Source organism: Rahnella ecdela, from assembly GCF_019049625.1.
Taxonomy (GTDB): Bacteria; Pseudomonadota; Gammaproteobacteria; order Enterobacterales; family Enterobacteriaceae; genus Rahnella; species Rahnella ecdela.
The window spans coordinates 305,599-324,120 of record NZ_JAFMOY010000133.1 but is presented as its reverse complement, the minus strand read 5'-3'; the positions used below and the strand labels follow the sequence as shown (position 1 = coordinate 324,120).

Annotated in this window: 20 protein-coding genes; 14 read left to right on the top strand and 6 right to left on the bottom strand. The window is 50.3% G+C overall.

Annotation, left to right across the window (positions count from 1 at the left end; all coding sequences use genetic code 11):
- Positions 1-44: 44 nt before the first annotated feature.
- Entirely contained in the window at positions 45-731 is a 687-nt protein-coding gene (ung, locus tag J1784_RS24825) for a uracil-DNA glycosylase (RefSeq protein WP_217151387.1), read from the bottom strand.
- 336 nt (positions 732-1,067) lie between these two features.
- Between ung and grcA the strand changes: the two genes are divergently transcribed.
- Positions 1,068-1,451: an autonomous glycyl radical cofactor GrcA gene (gene grcA, locus J1784_RS24820; protein ID WP_112288177.1), complete on the top strand. Its 384-nt coding sequence runs from the start codon at positions 1,068-1,070 to the stop codon at positions 1,449-1,451.
- A 90-nt stretch (positions 1,452-1,541) separates the two neighbouring features.
- Here the strand turns inward: grcA and srmB are convergent, their stop codons facing one another.
- Positions 1,542-2,867, bottom strand: coding sequence for an ATP-dependent RNA helicase SrmB (srmB, locus tag J1784_RS24815; RefSeq protein WP_120133607.1), 1,326 nt, complete (start codon positions 2,865-2,867; stop codon positions 1,542-1,544).
- Positions 2,868-3,023: 156 nt separating this feature from the next.
- On the opposite strand from srmB, the gene trmN reads away from it, so the two are divergent.
- On the top strand, positions 3,024-3,770 hold the full coding sequence (trmN, locus tag J1784_RS24810) for a tRNA(1)(Val) (adenine(37)-N(6))-methyltransferase TrmN (protein ID WP_420803997.1): 747 nt from the start codon (positions 3,024-3,026) through the stop codon (positions 3,768-3,770).
- A 67-nt stretch (positions 3,771-3,837) separates the two neighbouring features.
- Here the strand turns inward: trmN and nadB are convergent, their stop codons facing one another.
- Complete coding sequence (gene nadB, locus J1784_RS24805; RefSeq protein ID WP_217151386.1) at positions 3,838-5,439, bottom strand: L-aspartate oxidase; 1,602 nt, start codon at positions 5,437-5,439, stop codon at positions 3,838-3,840.
- A 214-nt stretch (positions 5,440-5,653) separates the two neighbouring features.
- On the opposite strand from nadB, the gene rpoE reads away from it, so the two are divergent.
- The 4 genes from rpoE to rseC are packed head-to-tail and all read left to right on the top strand — an operon-like array spanning position 5,654 to position 8,363.
- Positions 5,654-6,229, top strand: a complete 576-nt coding sequence (gene rpoE / locus J1784_RS24800) for an RNA polymerase sigma factor RpoE (protein ID WP_037040184.1) — start codon at positions 5,654-5,656, stop codon at positions 6,227-6,229.
- A 30-nt stretch (positions 6,230-6,259) separates the two neighbouring features.
- The gene (gene rseA / locus J1784_RS24795; RefSeq protein WP_217151385.1) at positions 6,260-6,907 is read left to right on the top strand and encodes an anti-sigma-E factor RseA; all 648 of its coding nucleotides are present in this window, start codon (positions 6,260-6,262) and stop codon (positions 6,905-6,907) included.
- The gene (gene rseB, locus J1784_RS24790) at positions 6,907-7,857 is read left to right on the top strand and encodes a sigma-E factor regulatory protein RseB (RefSeq protein ID WP_217151384.1); all 951 of its coding nucleotides are present in this window, start codon (positions 6,907-6,909) and stop codon (positions 7,855-7,857) included. The genes rseA and rseB overlap by 1 nt, the downstream gene beginning before the upstream one ends.
- Before the next feature lie 29 nt (positions 7,858-7,886).
- Entirely contained in the window at positions 7,887-8,363 is a 477-nt protein-coding gene (gene rseC, locus J1784_RS24785; RefSeq protein WP_217151383.1) for a SoxR-reducing system protein RseC, read from the top strand.
- Positions 8,364-8,421: 58 nt separating this feature from the next.
- Here the strand turns inward: rseC and J1784_RS24780 are convergent, their stop codons facing one another.
- Positions 8,422-9,240 (bottom strand): DUF6585 family protein, encoded by an 819-nt coding sequence (locus J1784_RS24780; RefSeq protein WP_217151382.1) that lies wholly within the window; start codon positions 9,238-9,240, stop codon positions 8,422-8,424.
- Between the two features lie 421 nt (positions 9,241-9,661).
- Between J1784_RS24780 and lepA the strand changes: the two genes are divergently transcribed.
- The 7 genes from lepA (at position 9,662) to acpS (ending at position 16,223) form a co-directional block, all read left to right on the top strand.
- The gene (gene lepA, locus J1784_RS24775) at positions 9,662-11,461 is read left to right on the top strand and encodes a translation elongation factor 4 (protein WP_217151381.1); all 1,800 of its coding nucleotides are present in this window, start codon (positions 9,662-9,664) and stop codon (positions 11,459-11,461) included.
- Between the two features lie 28 nt (positions 11,462-11,489).
- The gene (lepB, locus tag J1784_RS24770) at positions 11,490-12,467 is read left to right on the top strand and encodes a signal peptidase I (RefSeq protein WP_217151380.1); all 978 of its coding nucleotides are present in this window, start codon (positions 11,490-11,492) and stop codon (positions 12,465-12,467) included.
- 209 nt (positions 12,468-12,676) lie between these two features.
- On the top strand, positions 12,677-13,357 hold the full coding sequence (gene rnc / locus J1784_RS24765) for a ribonuclease III (protein ID WP_056770851.1): 681 nt from the start codon (positions 12,677-12,679) through the stop codon (positions 13,355-13,357).
- Positions 13,354-14,259: a GTPase Era gene (era, locus tag J1784_RS24760; RefSeq protein ID WP_112164246.1), complete on the top strand. Its 906-nt coding sequence runs from the start codon at positions 13,354-13,356 to the stop codon at positions 14,257-14,259. Before rnc ends, era begins: the two co-directional genes overlap by 4 nt.
- Positions 14,260-14,270: 11 nt before the next feature.
- Positions 14,271-15,008, top strand: coding sequence for a DNA repair protein RecO (gene recO / locus J1784_RS24755; protein ID WP_217151379.1), 738 nt, complete (start codon positions 14,271-14,273; stop codon positions 15,006-15,008).
- A gap of 103 nt (positions 15,009-15,111) precedes the next feature.
- Positions 15,112-15,843: a pyridoxine 5'-phosphate synthase gene (gene pdxJ / locus J1784_RS24750; RefSeq protein WP_217151378.1), complete on the top strand. Its 732-nt coding sequence runs from the start codon at positions 15,112-15,114 to the stop codon at positions 15,841-15,843.
- Entirely contained in the window at positions 15,843-16,223 is a 381-nt protein-coding gene (gene acpS, locus J1784_RS24745) for a holo-ACP synthase (RefSeq protein WP_217151377.1), read from the top strand. The genes pdxJ and acpS overlap by 1 nt, the downstream gene beginning before the upstream one ends.
- Before the next feature lie 21 nt (positions 16,224-16,244).
- Here acpS and J1784_RS24740 read toward each other — a convergent pair whose 3' ends face one another.
- Both J1784_RS24740 and J1784_RS24735 read right to left on the bottom strand, forming a co-directional pair.
- Complete coding sequence (locus J1784_RS24740; RefSeq protein WP_217151376.1) at positions 16,245-16,499, bottom strand: YfhL family 4Fe-4S dicluster ferredoxin; 255 nt, start codon at positions 16,497-16,499, stop codon at positions 16,245-16,247.
- Positions 16,500-16,601: 102 nt separating this feature from the next.
- Positions 16,602-17,450, bottom strand: a complete 849-nt coding sequence (locus J1784_RS24735) for a MurR/RpiR family transcriptional regulator (RefSeq protein ID WP_217151375.1) — start codon at positions 17,448-17,450, stop codon at positions 16,602-16,604.
- A gap of 154 nt (positions 17,451-17,604) precedes the next feature.
- Between J1784_RS24735 and murQ the strand changes: the two genes are divergently transcribed.
- Complete coding sequence (gene murQ, locus J1784_RS24730) at positions 17,605-18,498, top strand: N-acetylmuramic acid 6-phosphate etherase (RefSeq protein ID WP_217151635.1); 894 nt, start codon at positions 17,605-17,607, stop codon at positions 18,496-18,498.
- Positions 18,499-18,522: the final 24 nt, after the last annotated feature.

Here is an 18,522-nt window from a genome sequence, read left to right as displayed (position 1 = left end):
CAGACTGATATAACGAAAGAGGCACCTTAGCAGGTGCCTCTTTTTTATGCCTGTTCGGGGAGTACAGGCACCCAGTCAATTGGTGCCAGACCCTGTTGTTCCAGTAAGGCATTCGCCTGCGAAAAATGCTTGCAGCCCAGAAAACCCCGATGTGCAGAAAGCGGTGAAGGGTGCGGTGCTTTCAAAACATGGTGTCGGTTGCGATCGATAATATTGCCTTTCTTCTGCGCGTGAGAGCCCCAGAGCAAAAAGACAATCCCTTCACGATTTTCGTTCAGCGCGGCTATCACTTTGTCGGTAAAGGTTTCCCAACCGAGTTTCGCATGTGAATGTGCCTGGCCGCCTTCAACGGTTAAGACCGTATTTAGCAGCAGTACGCCCTGCTCGGCCCAGCTTTGCAGATAGCCATGAGCAGGGCGTTCGAAACCGGGAATATCAGTGACCAGTTCTTTATACATGTTCACTAAAGAAGGCGGTGCGGGAATGCCGGGCCGCACGGAAAACGATAATCCATGAGCCTGATTGGGGCCGTGATAAGGATCCTGACCCAGTATCACTACTTTGACGTCAGCCAGTTCCGTTGAGCGGAAGGCGTTAAAAACGTCGTGCTGCGGGGGATAGATTGTTTTGCCTGCCGCGCGTTCTGCCGCAACAAACTTCAATGTATCCACGAAATACGGTTTTTCTTTTTCCTGACCAATCACGTCATGCCAGGTGAGAGTAGTGGACATTGACGCTCTCCTTTTGAAGGTAATTTTAGCTGGCTGTAGCTTACCTGCTCATCCTGTTGAGTGAAACCCGTCTGAGCTTTTGCTGATGTTTATCTGCAACTTAACGTTCTATGCAAAATTTGTTGATAATTTACAAAAAAAATTTAACCAGGAGTCTTGGAAAAATTGATATAAAACATAAATATGCTGTGACGAAGAAATACCCACACTCCAAAGATTGATATTTATCAAAGAATGCAGGGTGCTCTGCTGTTATATCTGACATCAGGAAAACAGGTTGTGGTCTGGCCTGACATCAATCAATTGACAGTATCGTAGCCAACTTGGAGGCAACATATGATCACCGGGATCCAAATTACTAAAACCGACAACGAAGCGCTGAAAAACTCTTTCTGGCTGCTCGATGATGAAAAAGCAGAAGCTCGCTGTGTGTGTGCAAAAGCGGGTTTTGCGGAAGATCAGATTGTGGCTGTCAGCGATCTTGGCAAGTTTGAATACCGTGAAGTGCCGATGGAAGTTCAGCCGACGGTGCGCGTGGAAGGTGGTCAGCACCTGAATGTTAACGTGCTGCGTCGTGAAACTCTGGAAGATGCGGTTAAGCATCCTGAAAAATACCCACAGCTGACCATTCGTGTGTCTGGCTATGCGGTACGTTTTAACTCACTGACTGCTGAACAGCAGCGTGATGTGATTACCCGTACTTTCACTGAAAGCCTGTAATCTCTTCTGAGCCTTTGAGTTTTCAGATAGTAGCAGGAATAAAAAAACCGCCTTTCGGGGCGGTTTTTCTTTGCATCAAATCAGGCCAGATTAAGAGGCGTCTTTTGCCGCATCAGGCTTAACGCGGCGCTTGCCGACGTTTTTGCTGTCACGATGGCGAACTTTCACTTTCACCTTCGATTTTTCCTGCGTTGCTTTCTGCTTCTCTTTACGTTTTGCCAGCACTTTCTTCGATGGCTTACCGGTCACTTTTTCGCTAGGTGCTTTGGTCTTAGGACGGAAGCCTTCCAGCACGCGCGCTTTCAGTGGTTCGTTAAGATAACGACCGATTTTACCGAGCAGCAGATGGTCATGCGCTTCCACGAAGGAAATCGCAGTGCCTTTGCGGCCAGCACGACCAGTACGGCCAATACGATGCAGATAGATATCAGCGGTCAGCGGCAGGTCAAAGTTAAAGACGTGGCTGATATCGTTGATGTCCAGACCGCGCGCGGCGATGTCGGTAGCCACCAGCACGTTAACGCGGTCTTCGACCATACGTTTGACGGCTTCGGTACGTTTCACCTGTACCATTTCGCCTTCGAGATAGCAGGAGTTGATCCCTGCCTCGCGTAGCCAGGCAACCAGCTCATGCACACGCTCGCGCTTACGCACGAAGATCACCGATTTAGTAACGTCTTCCTGTTTCAGCAAGTGGATCAGCATCTGGGTTTTGTGCGCCAAATCGTCGGCTCGGTAATACCATTGCAGGATTTTTTTGCGTTCGCGACGTGACGGGTCGGCTTCGATTTCTACCGGCTCAGTCAGAATGCGTTCTGCGAATTCACGAATGGCTTCCCCTTCCAGCGTTGCGGAGAACAGCAACGTCTGTTTGCGCCAGCGTGCTTCAGCAGAAATCGTTTCGATGTCCTGAGCAAAACCCATGTCCAGCATGCGGTCGGCTTCGTCGAGGATCAGTGTTTCGATAGCGCGGCAGTCGAAGTTTTCTTCTTTAATGTATTGCAGCAAACGACCGGTCGTTGCGACAACGATATCCTGGTTTTCGCTGAACACTTCGGCGTGGTTCATATAAGCCACGCCACCAGTGATGGTCGCGATATCCAGTTCGGTATGTTTGGCTAACTCACGCGCCTGTTCAGCAACCTGCATGGCAAGTTCACGGGTTGGCGTGAGGATCAGAATACGTGGCGGACCAGATTTCTTACGCGGGAAATCCAGCAAATGCTGCAATGCAGGCAGCAGGAATGCCGCTGTTTTGCCGGTGCCGGTAGGAGCCGAACCCAACACATCGCGTCCGTCCATTGCTGGCGGAATGGCCTCTGCCTGAATGACAGTAGGACGGCTATAGCCTTTGTCGCCAAGGGCTTCAATCAGGCGTTCATCGAGTTCGAGTTCGGAAAAAGTGGTTACAGTCATGGTCTACCTCTACTTGGGGCGCCGATTATAGACGTGTTAGACGCGATCTTCACCTATTTAAGCGGTTTGCGTGGCTTTTACTCTGCTTCTATTTGCCCTATGCTACGACAGTTTTCGTTCCCGGCCCTGCTGGCTGGCGTTATTACGGTGATATGAGTGACAAAAGAAGTCAGTTCCGCACAGCCTTTACGGCGCAATGGTTTTACTTTTAAACAGTTCTTCGTCGCACACGACCGTTGCGCGATGAAAGTCGGCACTGACGGTGTACTGCTCGGTGCTACCGCGCCGGTCAGTCAGGCACGACGTGTTCTCGATATCGGCTGTGGCAGCGGTCTGATTGCCATGATGCTGGCACAGCGCAGCGAATCTCATACTTTTATCGATGCCGTGGAACTGGAATCTGCCGCCGCCGGACAGGCTGCTGAAAACTTCAGTGAATCAGTCTGGGCGCAGAGATTGTCTGTCCACGCGCAGGATATTAATGAGTTCGCGCAAAAACACTCTGCTCAGTATGATCTGATTGTCAGCAATCCGCCTTATTTTGAGTCGGCCGTTGCCTGTCGTGATGAAGCCCGCAATGCCGCCCGTTACACAGAAACCCTGACGCATGAGGCGTTGCTGGAATGCGCGCAGAAGCTGATTACGCCGCAAGGGTTGTTCAGCGTTGTTTTGCCGTATGACATCGGTCTGGCGTTTGAAACGCTTGCTCACCAGAAGGGCTGGTTCAGTTCATGGCGGATGTCAGTACGTGATCGGCCAGGAAAACCGCTCAATCGTTTACTGCTGACATTATCAAGGCAATCTGTTGAACGGATGAATGAGGAACTGGCTTTGAGAAAATCGGAAGGCGTTTACAGCGAAGAGTTCTGCGCGCTGATCACCGATTTCTATCTGAATTACTAAAGGGTCAAAGGGTGAGGGGCCGAAAAGTGCGTTCCTTCGCACTCTTTCGACACTAAAATTGCGAAAACTACGGCTGCAAAATAGTGGGCTGCGGGTTTTTCTGTAAATCAGGAAAATCGAGCGTGTAATGCAGGCCGCGACTTTCTTTGCGCTCCAGCGCACTACGGACAATGAGTTCAGCCACCAGCACCAGATTTCTCAATTCCAGCAGATTATTGGAAATACGGAAGTTGGCGTAATACTCGTCAATTTCCTGTTGCAGCGTCATGATGCGGCGCAGGGCGCGCTCCAGTCGTTTAGTTGTGCGCACAATTCCCACGTAGTCCCACATAAACAGGCGCAGTTCATGCCAGTTATGCTGGATGACAACCTGCTCGTCGGAATTGTCCACCCGGCTTTCATCCCACTGCGGAATGTTTTTCGCCAGTTTGGCGTGAGGCAGACGCTTAATGATATCTTCCGCCGCCGACCAGCCATATACCACGCACTCCAGCAGTGAGTTAGACGCCAGACGGTTAGCACCATGCAGACCGGTATAACTGACTTCGCCAATCGCATACAGCCCGTCGAGATCGGTACGCCCGTGCTGATCAACCATCACTCCGCCACAGGTGTAATGTGCTGCTGGCACAATCGGGATAGGCTGTTTAGTCAGGTCAATACCCAGTGATTGCAGTTTTTCATCAATCATCGGGAAATGATGTTTAATGAATTGCGGCGGACGATGGCTGATATCGAGATACATGCAGTCTGCGCCGAGACGCTTCATTTCATGGTCAATGGCCCGCGCTACCACATCACGCGGCGCCAGTTCGCCACGCTCATCAAAATCTGGCATAAAACGTGTGCCGTCCGGGCGTTTGAGCAGGGCACCTTCGCCGCGCAGGGCTTCGGTCAGCAGGAAGTTACGCGCCTGAGGATGATAAAGGCAGGTCGGATGAAACTGATTGAATTCCAGATTGGCTACACGACAGCCTGCACGCCACGCCATCGCGACACCATCGCCGGAAGAGATATCCGGGTTGGTGGTGTACTGATACACCTTGGCGGCACCGCCTGTTGCCAGTACCACGGCTTTGGCCCGCAGCGTTTCCACATGCTCTTTATCGCGGTTCCAGACATATGCGCCGACAACGCGCTGGGTGCCAGGCAATCCAAGCTTGCTTGAGGTAATTAAATCAACGGCATTATAGCGTTCTTTCACGCAAATATTGGCGTGTGCCCTTGCTTTCCCAACCAGCGTAGTCTCTACTTCTTTACCTGTAGCATCAGCAGCATGCAGGATCCTACGGTGGCTGTGACCGCCTTCGCGCGTCAGATGATAACGCTCTTCTGAGCTCGCGTTGGTTTCGGTATCAAACAGGACGCCCTGGTCGATCAACCACTGCACACAATGACGTGCGTTGCTGGCAATAAATTCAACAGCTTCTTTATCACATAAGCCTGCGCCAGCAATTAATGTGTCATCTACATGTGAGGCAATGCTGTCTGCTTCGTCGAAAACGGCGGCAATTCCGCCTTGTGCATAGAACGTAGAGCCTTCGTTGAGGGGGCCTTTACTGAGAACAGTGACGTGACAGTGGTCTGCAAGTCGCAAAGCCAGAGAAAGGCCCGCAGCGCCACTTCCGATTATCAATACATCGCTAACAAATTCAGATGAAGGTTGCATAACGTATGATGTTTGCAGAAGAAGAGGGAAATTCATGTTAGCCTAAACCTCCGTGCAAAAGCCACGGGCTTAAGACTTCAATAGAAAAAACAATGGCGATGTGGAACTTATTGTTTCACGTGAACTCCAAGCAGTACTTGCTCAGGAATATAATGATGAAAGCTGGCAGTACGATTCTAAGCGCGGAGATAGTTTTGGGGAGATTTTACCTCGGATGAGCGAGCAGTTAGCCGATCAAGTTCTGGTTGAGCGGGTCCAGAAGGGTGATCAAAAATCGTTCAATTTACTGGTTATTCGTTACCAGCATAAGGTAGCGAGCCTTGTATCCCGCTACGTGCCACAAGGCGATGTGCCTGATGTGGTTCAGGAATCTTTTATTAAAGCGTATCGCGCGCTGGAATCTTTCCGCGGCGACAGTGCTTTTTATACCTGGCTGTATCGTATTGCAGTCAACACAGCGAAAAATTATCTGGTTGCTCAGGGGCGTCGTCCGCCATCCAGTGATGTCGATGCGAACGAAGCCGAGAATTTCGAAAGTGGCGGTGCCCTGAAAGAAATTTCGAACCCTGAGAACTTGATGTTGTCTGAAGAGTTACGGCAGATAGTTTTCCGTACTATTGAAGCGCTTCCTGAAGATCTTCGCATGGCGATCACCCTAAGGGAGTTGGATGGATTGAGCTACGAAGAAATAGCCGCCATCATGGATTGTCCGGTGGGTACGGTAAGATCCCGTATATTCCGTGCCCGGGAAGCAATTGATAACAAGGTTCAACCGCTCATCCAGCGTTAGAGATGACGGACACAGGAAGGGTACTTAGGCATGCAGAAAGAAAAGCTTTCCGCTCTGATGGATGGTGAAGCCATTGATTCTGAACTGTTAAGTTCTTTATCAACTGATCCCAAGCTTCAACAAGACTGGCAGAGTTATCATTTGATCCGCGATACCTTACGTGGTGATATTGGGAATGTGGTGCATCTGGATATCGCAGACCGTGTGGCCGCAGCGCTGGCAAACGAGCCGGTTAAACTGGTGCCGGGTTCCGCAACAGAATCGCAGCCTCAGCCTCATACCTGGCAAAAAATGCCTTTCTGGCAGAAGGTACGCCCTTGGGCGAGCCAGCTGACCCAGGTTGGCGTGGCTGCCTGCGTATCGCTGGCTGTGATTGTGGGTGTGCAACATTACAACCAACCTGACGCATCGGGCGCCTCTCCGGAAACGCCAGCATTTAATACCTTGCCAATGATGGGGAAAGCCTCTCCGGTCAGCTTCGGCGTGCCAAATGAGGGTAATACCACCAGCGGGCAACAAAATGTGCAGGAGCAACGTAAGCGTATCAATGCTATGTTGCAGGATTACGAACTGCAGCGTCGCTTGCATTCTGAGCAGCTCCAGCTCGAACCTGTCACTCCACAGCAAGCTGCTGTTCAGGTCCCAGGAACTCAGTCATTAGGAACGCAAACGCAGTAATGAAGCAATTTTGGTTTGCCGCTTGTTTAGTGACGGGCAGCCTGCTTACTCCAAGTATCGCCTCGGCAGATCCCACTTCCGAGGCGTTATTACAAGGGATGGGCAAAGCCAGTCAGTCGCTGAATTATGAAATGGGTTTTATCAACATCACGAAGCAAGGGATTGATTCCTTTCGCTATCGTCATGCTGTCTCTAATCAATCCTCGCTCGCTCAACTGGTTCTGATGGATGGTCCCCGCCGTGAAATTGTCCAGCGCGGAAAAGACATTAGCTACTTTGAGACCGGGCTTCAGCCTTTTACGCTGGATGGCGATCATATCGTTGATTCCCTGCCTTCCATTGTATTCAGCGATTTCTCCTTGCTGTCAAAATACTATGATTTCATCGCTGTAGGTCGTGCGCGTGCCGCAGATCGCCTGAGTCAGGTGATCCGCGTGGTGTCGCGTGACGGTACAAGATTTAGTTATGTTATCTGGGTGGATGAGCAGACGAAATTGCCGATGCGTGTCGACTTATTAGACCGCGACGGTGAAACGCTGGAACAATTCCGGGTCATTAGTTTTGATGATGGTAAGCAAGTTATCGGGGCTCTTGCTGATCTCGCAAAAGCCAATCTGCCACCGGTGCTTTCATTACCAGCCTCGGATCAGGTGAAGTTTGGCTGGCAGGTAAAATGGCTTCCGGCGGGTGTTACTGAAGTGGCGAGCAGCCGCAGAAGCTTGCCAAATATGCCGGTCACGATAGAATCCCGGTTGTACAGTGACGGATTGTTCAGTTTCTCTGTCAATATCAGTGCAACAACGAATGGCCCTTCTGAGCAATTGATCAGGCAAGGGCGCAGAACCGTACAAACGGAAGTGCGTAACGGTAATGAGATTACTGTCGTCGGCGAGCTGCCACCTTCCACGGCAAAACGTATTACTGACAGTATTGTCTTCTCTGCAAAATGACTTTTGGCTAAAAAAATCTGGGTGATCGTATGATGAAAGAATGGGCCACTGTGGTGTCGTGGCAAAACGGTGTTGCATCATTGCGTTGTGAAACGCAGTCGGGTTGCAGTAGCTGCCATTCGCGTTCAGGTTGTGGTGCCCGTGTGCTGAATGAGCTGGGGCCACAAACTGGCCACAATCTTCAGGTCAGTTTTTCTGAGCCTCTCGAGCCGGGTCAAAAAGTTGAGCTTGGAATACCAGAAGGCAGTTTGCTGCGTTCGGCATTTCTGGTGTATATGACGCCACTATTTGGAGTGATTGCCGGAGGCGGTGTACTTCAAGCTCTGTTCAAAGCAGATATATATGCTGTCATCGGTGCGGTGCTGGGCGGCGGGCTGGGCTTTATCATCGCCAAAGCGCTCGCGGCAAAAGTCGACGGGAAATCCGGTTATCAGCCGGTCGTGTTGCAGGTTGGATTGCCTCCCAATGCATTTCGTTATTCCGAAGATAATAAGTTTCCTTCGTAATATCTGAATTAGTAAAAACGAATTGAATGCCACTGAGTCCGCGGGGTCAGTGGCATTTTTAATTTCTGACCGGGATCCGGTTTTGAATCATATGCTCAATCAGTGCGATGAAAAGATCGGCACTGGAGAGTGAAATATAAGCGACAGAGAACAAAATCCGACCGTGTTTATCGAGCAATCTGATTAACGGGCTGTTGCTTCCGCCACTGATAAACTGAATGTCCTCTACAGGTATTGTCTTCCCTTCTTCTGTGGTCAGCATTAATGCACTCAATCGGATCCTTTTTTCGTTCGTTGTCAAAAGGTTAGAGCCTATAAATCTTTTAAGTCCGCAATGTGAATTTACCATGCAGGTAAAAAGAATGTCTCCACCTTGCGCCAGCGTCTTTAATGCCCGTGGGCCACGGAACATCAACTGCTCATTCTTAATAACATCAATCAGACGTTCTGAATGAGCAATGTTTGGCGTGATCCGGTGCCATATTTTGCTATTTTCTTCTCTGAACATCATGGTATTTAAAATACGACGGGTATATTTACCCGTTCTGAAACGGTATATATCTGTGATTCTGTCAAATGGAATAAACCGGTTCTTTTTATCGAGTTGGCTTATAACTAAAATACCGTTTTCATGAAGTTGATAGACCTGGTTTGGTCGAATGAAACGCCTCAATAAAATAAGTACCAGTCCGAGCGCAATACTCAGCAGGGCAGAGACAGCAACACTGTGCAGCCCGTCTGCCGTATGGCCGAAAGCGAGGAAGAAAGCGATTTGTACGGCACCGCCCACCAGCAAAAGCACTGACAGGACCAGAGTGATCCAAGAGTTGGCTTTGGCAAAGCCATGCTGACTTAGCAGCCGCCCTTCATTGATCATATTGATAACCTTGTGACCGGATTGAATTAAAATAAAAAAGAATAAGGAAGAATTAGAATTAATACTTTATGGAATGAAATAATGTAATTTCTTTTATAACAATATATTAGGCGTGAGGGTTCATTTTTGTATATGGGCATTTTCCTAAAACCTGTACAGCCAGGATAACAAAAAGAAAATGCCAGGAAGCGGTCGACGGTGATGGAGGTAAAATCAGCCCAGGAATGAAAACAAATGAAAATGTGGGGATTTACCTCAGAAAAAGCACGCATAATCTGGAGTTAGGATGTACCGAGACTAGGTTTTCACGGTGCTGGCATGTAGAATGCTGCGACTTAGGCGAAAGACAGCCAACCTACAAACCGTCGCTGTATGTTCATGGCGAATGATTCAGAAATACCAAGGTAGAAAAACTTTTATAATGAAGCATATACGAAATTTCTCCATTATTGCCCACATTGACCACGGTAAGTCGACGCTGTCAGACCGTATTATTCAAATTTGCGGCGGCTTGTCCGATCGTGAAATGGAAGCGCAGGTTCTCGATTCTATGGATCTTGAACGTGAGCGCGGTATCACCATCAAAGCGCAGAGCGTAACGCTCGATTACAAAGCAAAAGATGGGCAGGTTTACCACCTGAACTTTATCGATACCCCCGGACATGTCGACTTCTCCTACGAAGTTTCCCGTTCACTGGCAGCCTGTGAAGGCGCATTGCTGGTTGTGGACGCGGGTCAGGGCGTAGAAGCACAGACGCTGGCGAACTGTTACACCGCGATGGAAATGGATCTGGAAGTGGTTCCGGTTCTGAACAAAATCGATTTGCCTGCTGCAGATCCCGACCGCGCAGCACAAGAAATTGAAGACATCGTGGGTATTGATGCAACGGATGCTGTCCGTTGTTCAGCAAAAACCGGCGTGGGTGTTCCTGAAGTTCTGGAACGTCTGGTGCGTGATGTTCCGCCACCGGAAGGTGATCCTGAAGCGCCATTACAGGCCTTAATCATCGATTCCTGGTTCGATAACTATCTTGGCGTAGTTTCTCTGGTCCGTATCAAAAACGGCACCATGAGAAAGGGTGACAAAATTAAAGTCATGAGTACCGGTCAGGTATATAACGCCGATCGTCTGGGTATCTTCACGCCTAAACGCGTTGATAAAGATATTCTGAACTGCGGCGAAGTAGGTTGGCTGGTTTGTGCAATCAAAGACATCCTTGGCGCACCAGTGGGCGATACCCTGACGCTGGCGCGTCAGCCTGCTGACAAAGCGCTGCCAGGTTTCAAAAAAGTGAAACCTCAGGTTTATGCCGGTCTGTTCCCGGTCAGTTCCGATGATTATGAAAACTTCCGCGATGCGTTAGGCAAACTCAGCCTCAACGATGCTTCCCTGTTCTATGAACCGGAAAGCTCAACCGCGCTGGGCTTTGGTTTCCGTTGTGGCTTCCTCGGCCTGCTGCACATGGAAATTATTCAGGAACGTCTGGAACGTGAATACGATCTGGATCTGATCACCACGGCACCGACCGTAGTGTATGAAGTTCTGACCACCGGCAATGAAACCGTTTATGTCGACAGCCCGTCTAAACTTCCGGCGCTGAATAACATTCAGGAATTACGCGAGCCAATCGCTGAGTGCCACATGCTGATGCCACAGGAATATCTGGGCAGCGTGATCACCTTGTGTATTGAGAAACGTGGCGTGCAGACCAACATGGTTTATCACGGTAACCAGGTTGCGCTGACGTATGAAATCCCAATGGCTGAAGTGGTACTCGATTTCTTCGACCGTCTGAAGTCAACGTCTCGTGGCTACGCGTCCCTCGATTACAATTTCAAACGTTTTCAGGCTTCTGACATGGTACGTGTTGATGTTCTAATCAACGGCGACCGTGTGGATGCACTGGCACTGATTACTCACCGTGGTAATTCACAGTTCCGTGGACGCCAGCTGGTTGAGAAGATGCAGGAACTGATCCCGCGTCAGCAGTTCGACATTGCTATTCAGGCGGCAATTGGTGCTCACATCATTGCCCGTTCCACCGTGAAGCAATTACGTAAAAACGTTATCGCCAAATGTTATGGCGGTGACGTCAGCCGTAAGAAGAAACTTCTGCAGAAGCAGAAGGACGGTAAGAAACGCATGAAGCAAGTGGGTAACGTAGAGTTACCACAGGAAGCGTTCCTGGCCATTCTTCACGTGGGCAAAGACAGCAAATAAAACCTCATTGATGTTGTAGGGAGTATGCATGGCTAACATGTTTGCCCTGATCCTGGCGGTTGCAACGCTGGTTTCAGGGATTATCTGGTGCCTTGATCGTTTCAAGCTGGCACCTGCACGCCGGGCTAAAGTTGCAAAAATTAAGGCGGAAACGGGCGGGGCGATTGACGATACAACGCTGAGTAAAGTCGCGAAGCAGCCAGGCTGGGTGGAAACCTGTGCTTCGGTTTTCCCGGTATTGTTAGTTGTGTTTGTGGTGCGTTCATTTATTTATGAGCCGTTCCAGATCCCGTCCGGTTCCATGATGCCAACGCTGCTTATTGGCGATTTCATCGTGGTTGAGAAATATGCCTATGGTCTGAAGGATCCTATTACCCAGACCAAGCTTATCCCGACCGGTGAACCCAAACGTGGCGATGTAGTGGTCTTTAAATATCCGCTCAATCCAAGTGTGGACTATATTAAACGTCTGGTCGGTTTGCCGGGCGACCGTGTGACGTACGATCCGTTCAGTAAGCAGGTGACAATTCAGCCAGCATGCGAAAGCGGTAAAAATTGCAACACGGCTCTGGCGGTGACCTATGATACCGGCGTTGCCAGCGATTTCGTACAGACTTTCGGTCAGTCTTCTGGTGGCGAAGCCAGCAGTGGTTTCTTTGAAACGCCACCGACCGCTAACGTTCCGCAGGACGGCGTCCGTCTGGTTCAGCGCAACGAAACGCTGGGCAACGTAACGCATCATATTCTGACCGTCCCGGGTGCGCGTGACCAGCTGGGTGCTTACTATCAGCAACCAGGTCAGCCGCTGGGGACATGGGTGGTTCCTGCTGGCCATTATTTCATGATGGGCGATAACCGTGATAACAGCGCTGACAGCCGTTATTGGGGCTTCGTACCTGAAAAGAATTTAGTGGGTAAAGCTTCTGCAATTTGGATGAGCTTTAAAAAACAGGAAGGTGAATGGCCTACCGGTGTTCGTTTGAGCCGTATCGGTGGAATTCATTAATTAATGGTGCCCGTTAGCGCAGCATTATATTTCCACACGTTGTAGAATATCCTTTCGGGCGATAAAAGTTGGCTCCCCTGATTTTACGTTTTATTTAAAACGAACGGGAGGAGCCACTGCAAACGAAACAGCTTTGGATTGGCTTAGGGCGAAGCAGGCCTGTTCCGTATGCTGAAGTTTTTGACGCATTCTTGATCTATTGGTAACTCATGAATCCCATCGTAATAAACAGGCTTCAGCGGAAGCTGGGCTACACTTTTCAACAGCAGGAGCTTTTATTGCAGGCACTGACTCACCGCAGCGCAAGCAGTAAACACAATGAGCGTTTAGAGTTCCTGGGTGATTCCATTCTTAGTTATGTGATTGCTAACGCACTGTACCAACGTTTTCCTCGGGTAGACGAGGGCGATATGAGTCGCATGCGTGCCACGCTGGTGCGCGGAAATACGTTAGCTGAAATGGCACGTGAATTCGATCTTGGCGAATGCTTGCGCTTAGGGCCGGGCGAATTAAAAAGTGGTGGTTTCCGCCGTGAGTCAATTCTTGCGGATACGGTGGAGGCACTCATTGGCGGCGTATTCCTGGACAGTGATATCCAGAACGTCGAAAAGCTGATTCTCGATTGGTACCGTAGTCGTTTAGACGAAATCAGTCCCGGTGATAAGCAGAAAGACCCAAAGACCCGTTTACAGGAGTTTTTGCAAGGTCGCCATCTGCCGTTGCCTTCTTATCTGGTTGTGCAGGTTCGCGGTGAAGCGCACGACCAAGAGTTTACCATCCACTGCCAGGTCAGTGGCTTGAGCCAGCCGGTTGTAGGAACCGGTTCAAGCCGCAGAAAAGCTGAGCAGGCGGCAGCGGAACAAGCGCTGATACAGCTGGAGCTTGAATGAGCGAAGAAAAGAATTACTGTGGTTTTGTTGCAATCGTAGGCCGTCCTAACGTCGGTAAATCTACCTTGCTGAATGAATTATTGGGGCAGAAAATCTCCATTACTTCCCGCAAACCGCAAACAACGCGTCACCGCATCATGGGTATCCATACCGAAGGGCCATATCAGGCTATCTACGTGGACACCCCTGGGTTGCACATGGAAGAAAAGCGGGCGATCAACCGCCTGATGAACCGTGCTGCCAGCAGTTCTATCGGTGACGTTGAGCTGGTTATTTTCGTGGTTGAAGGCACCCACTGGACGCCTGACGACGAAATGGTTGTGAATAAACTGCGCGATATTAAAGCGCCGGTTCTGCTGGCTATCAACAAAATCGATAATGTCACTGACAAATCGAAGCTGTTGCCACATCTGCAGTTCCTCAGTGAGCAGATGAACTTCATCGACATTGTGCCAATGTCTGCCGAGAAACGTATCAATGTAGATACCATCGCCAGCATCGTACGTAAGCGTCTGCCAGAAGCGATTCATCACTTCCCTGAAGATTATATTACTGACCGTTCGCAGCGCTTTATGGCATCAGAAATCATCCGTGAAAAACTGATGCGTTTCCTTGGCGAAGAACTGCCTTACTCTGTAACCGTAGAAATCGAACGGTTTGTCAGCAATGAACGTGGCGGCTACGACATCAATGGCCTGATTCTGGTAGAACGTGAAGGCCAGAAGAAAATGGTTATCGGTAATAAAGGCTCAAAAATCAAGACGATCGGTATCGAATCGCGTCAGGACATGGAAAACATGTTCGAAGCGAAAGTTCATCTTGAGTTGTGGGTTAAGGTTAAATCCGGCTGGGCAGACGACGAACGTGCGCTGCGTAGCCTGGGTTACACAGACGACTTATAAGGTCCGCGCCTATGGAAGGCTGGCAACGCGCATTTGTTTTGCATGGGCGACCTTACAGTGAAACCAGTCTCATGCTGGATTTATTCACTGAGGGACAAGGGCGGGTACGCATACTGGCTAAAGGTGCGCGTGGCCGCCGGTCCAATTTAAAAGGCTGCTTGCAGCCTTTTACGCCTTTACTGGTTCGCTGGAGCGGGCGGGGAGAAGTCAAAACCCTGCGCAATGCCGAGCCGGTTTCTCTGGCACTTCCCCTTTCTGGTCTGATGCTTTACAGCGGCCTGTACGTCAACGAGCTCGTTTCCCGCGTGCTTGAGCAGGAAGCCAATTACTCTTCGCTGTTCTTCGATTATCTCAATTGTCTGCAAAATCTGGCCAGCGCCAGCGGTTCTCCTGAATACGCTTTGCGCCAGTTCGAACTCGCGTTACTACATCATTTGGGTTACGGCGTGGATTTCCTGCATTGTGCAGGCAGCGGCGAAGAAGTCAGCGACACCATGACCTACCGTTACCGCGAAGAAAAAGGCTTTATCGCCAGTCTGGTCATTGATAATTCCAGCTTCACCGGGCGTGATTTGAAAGCGCTGGCCAGCCGGGATTTTCCGGATGTTGCTACATTGCGCGCTGCGAAACGTTTTACCCGTATGGCGCTGAAACCCTATCTTGGTGGCAAGCCACTGAAAAGCCGCGAGCTGTTCCGCCAGTTTCAGGTCAAAAAACCTGTCTCACCTTCTGACAATTCTTCCGGCTAATTCAGATTCGGGCTACACCTCGCCACTATCAAGGGTGTAAACTGCAGAAAATAGCTTTTCTGATCCACTCATAAATCAATTCATTCTCAAATCTGGAGCTGTTATGGCTGAGTTGCTGTTGGGCGTTAACATTGATCACATCGCGACACTGCGTAATGCACGCGGTACGGCTTACCCTGATCCGGTTCAGGCGGCATTTATCGCTGAACAGGCTGGTGCTGATGGGATCACCGTCCACCTGCGTGAAGATCGTCGTCACATCACCGACCGCGACGTGCGCCTTCTGCGCCAGACCATCCAAACCCGTATGAATCTTGAGATGGCAGTCACCGATGAAATGGTCGGCATTGCCTGCGAGGTTCTGCCGCATTTCTGCTGCCTGGTGCCGGAAAAGCGTGAAGAAGTGACTACAGAAGGCGGTCTGGATGTTGCCGGTCAGCTGGATAAAATGACCGTTGCCGTTTCCCGTCTCAGCGAAGCGGGCATTTTGGTTTCCCTGTTTATCGACCCGGATTTGCGACAGATTGATGCCGCTGTTGCGGTCGGTGCGCCATACATCGAAATTCATACCGGTGCGTATGCGGAAGCGAAAACTGATCTTGAGCGTCTGGCCGAGTTGGAACGCATCAAACAGGGCGCGGCTTACGCAGCAGGCAAAGGCCTGAAAGTGAATGCCGGTCACGGGCTGACTTATCATAACGTTCAGCCAATTGCGGCGCTGCCGGAAATGCATGAGCTGAATATCGGCCACGCTATCATCGGTCAGGCAGTGATCGACGGTTTATCCGGTGCAGTACGTGAAATGAAAAACCTGATGAGAGAAGCCCGCCGGTAATGAGCATTCTAGGTTTAGGTACGGATATCGTAGAGATTTCCCGTATCGAAGCAGTGATTGAACGCAGCGGCGACCGGCTGGCAAAGCGTATTTTATGCGCGAATGAATGGGCTGTTTATCAGCAGCATCAGCAGCCGGTTCGTTTTCTGGCGAAGCGGTTTGCCGTTAAGGAAGCCGCGGCTAAAGCGCTGGGAACCGGTATTCGTAACGGTCTGGCGTTTGAGCAATTTGAAGTGGTCAATGATGCGCTTGGTAAACCGGGGCTGGTTTTTCATGCCCGGGCAGCAGAAATGGCGGCACAAATGGGCGTGAAATCGGTACATGTAACGCTTGCCGATGAACGCCGTTATGCCTGCGCGACAGTAATTATTGAAAACTGATTTTTTGTATCACGCCGTCACTTATACGACGTGATGCAATACCACAAACTTATCCCAAAGCTGTTCGTTGGTTTCAGTATGTTGCGGATTGATGATGATCGTATTGTCGATCGGGCAGACGCTCTGACAGGTCGGCTTGTCGTAATGCCCGACACATTCCGTGCAGCGATCGCTGTCAATTTCGTAAATCTCATTACCCATCGAGATCGCCTGATTCGGGCACTCCGGTTCGCACATATCGCAATTAATGCATTTGTGTGTGATCAGCAGGGCCATGGCGTTTTCTCGTATCGTTCAGTCATCAGGGCGCGCAGTATAGCAGAATTGCGCTGGTGTAGGTTCTGCCTCGCAGCCTTTCCACCCCTCAAATGATCCTGATCAAACCAGCTTTTTCACCAGTTCTTCGCTGTGTCGGATCCGCTCCGGTGCATGTTCGGTATCCTGCTGAACCAGCGCGACAAATAGCAGATCGGTCAATGAATACTGTGCTGTGGTCGCCGACAGTGCGGCTCCGCGTGTGGCCGGTAATTCTGCGACCGTGTACAAACAGTGATCGGCCTGCTGTTGCAGGGTATTGGGCGAAAAACCGGTGATCGCCAGAACTTTAGCCCCACTTTCCCGGGCAACCCTCGCCGCCAGATTGATTTCACTGCGCTCACCGCTGAACGAAATCGCCAGCAGTAAATCTTCCTTTGAAAGCGCCTGTGCGGTAGCCACTAAAACGTGAGTATCCGATTCGGCAATGGCCGTGACGCCTATTTTCAACAGCTTAAATGCCAGGTCCCTTGCCACTAACCCGGACGCACCAATGCCGCTCAGCACAATTTTGCGGGCACTGCCCAGCATCGATAATGCAATTTGTAAACGGGGTTCGCTGTTGATATCGAGCGTTGCGCGTAAAGCCGATTGCTTTTCGGTAAGCAGTTTCTCGCCCACGACATGCAGACTGTCAGTGTTCAGGATCTGATTATGTACGGTGACCGGCTCGCTATTTTTCGGTGAGGCCAGCGATTCACTCATGGCGAGTTTCAATGCAGGGAAACCTTTATAACCGAGTTTCTGCGCGAACTTCACCACGCCAGACTGACTGACACCCGCCATTCCAGCCAGTTTTTGTGAGCTCATATGACGCGCTTTTTCCGGCTGAGCCAGTAAAAAATCAGCTAACTTGCGGTCATTTTGTGCCAGTGTCGGATATAACTGGCGGATACGGATCATACAACTCATGGTGGCTTATCCCGGCTTCTCAGAATACATAGGTCACGTTTTACGGATTATCTTATCTAAAATAGCAAATATCTCTCGCATTGATGAATAAAATATTCAAATATTGAGTGATAAATTTGAATTAAAAATTCAGGAGACAACCATGACCCCTCAGATGAACTTAGGCACGCTCATTTCCGAAACCCGTAACCCTGATACTTTGAATCTCGATGAGATGTCTACGGCAGATCTCGTGGCCTGTTTTAACCGCGAAGATTACAAAGTGCCGGAAGCGATAAGTAAAGTTCTTCCTCAGATTGCACAAGCGGTAGATAAAGCCGCCACCTCATTTAAAGCCGGTGGTCGTCTGATTTATCTTGGTGCAGGAACCAGCGGGCGTCTGGGCGTACTGGATGCGTCGGAGTGTCCGCCAACGTTCGGAGTGCCACACGGTATGGTTGTCGGCCTGATTGCCGGCGGCCCCGGCGCATTGCTTAAAGCGGTTGAAGGGGCCGAAGACAGCGAATCGCTGGGCGTTGAAGATTTAAAAAACCTCAATCTCAGCGCGGATGACACTGTTGTCGGCTTAGCGGCGAGCGGCCGTACGCCTTACGTCATCGGCGCATTACGCTATGCCACAGGACTGGGCTGCGCCACGATAGCGATTTCCTGCAATCCTGATTCGCCGATTGCACAGGAAGCGACGATCGCGATTTCTCCCGTAGTCGGGCCAGAGGCTCTGACCGGATCAACCCGTCTGAAATCCGGCACTGCACAGAAACTGGTACTGAACATGATTTCTACCGGTGCGATGGTGAAAACCGGCAAGGTCTATCAGAACCTGATGGTCGATGTGAAAGCGACCAACGTCAAACTGGTGGATCGTGCCTGCCGCATTGTGGTGGAAGCTACGGGGGCAGCTCGCACTGATGCGGAACTGGCGCTTTCTCAGACTGAATTTGAAGTAAAACCGGCCATTCTCATGTTACTGGCGGGCATCGATGCGCCACAGGCGAAAGCACGTCTGGAGCGGCATAACGGTTTCCTGCGCGCGGCACTTGCTGGCTAAATCAGGAGAAAAGTATGGCGACAG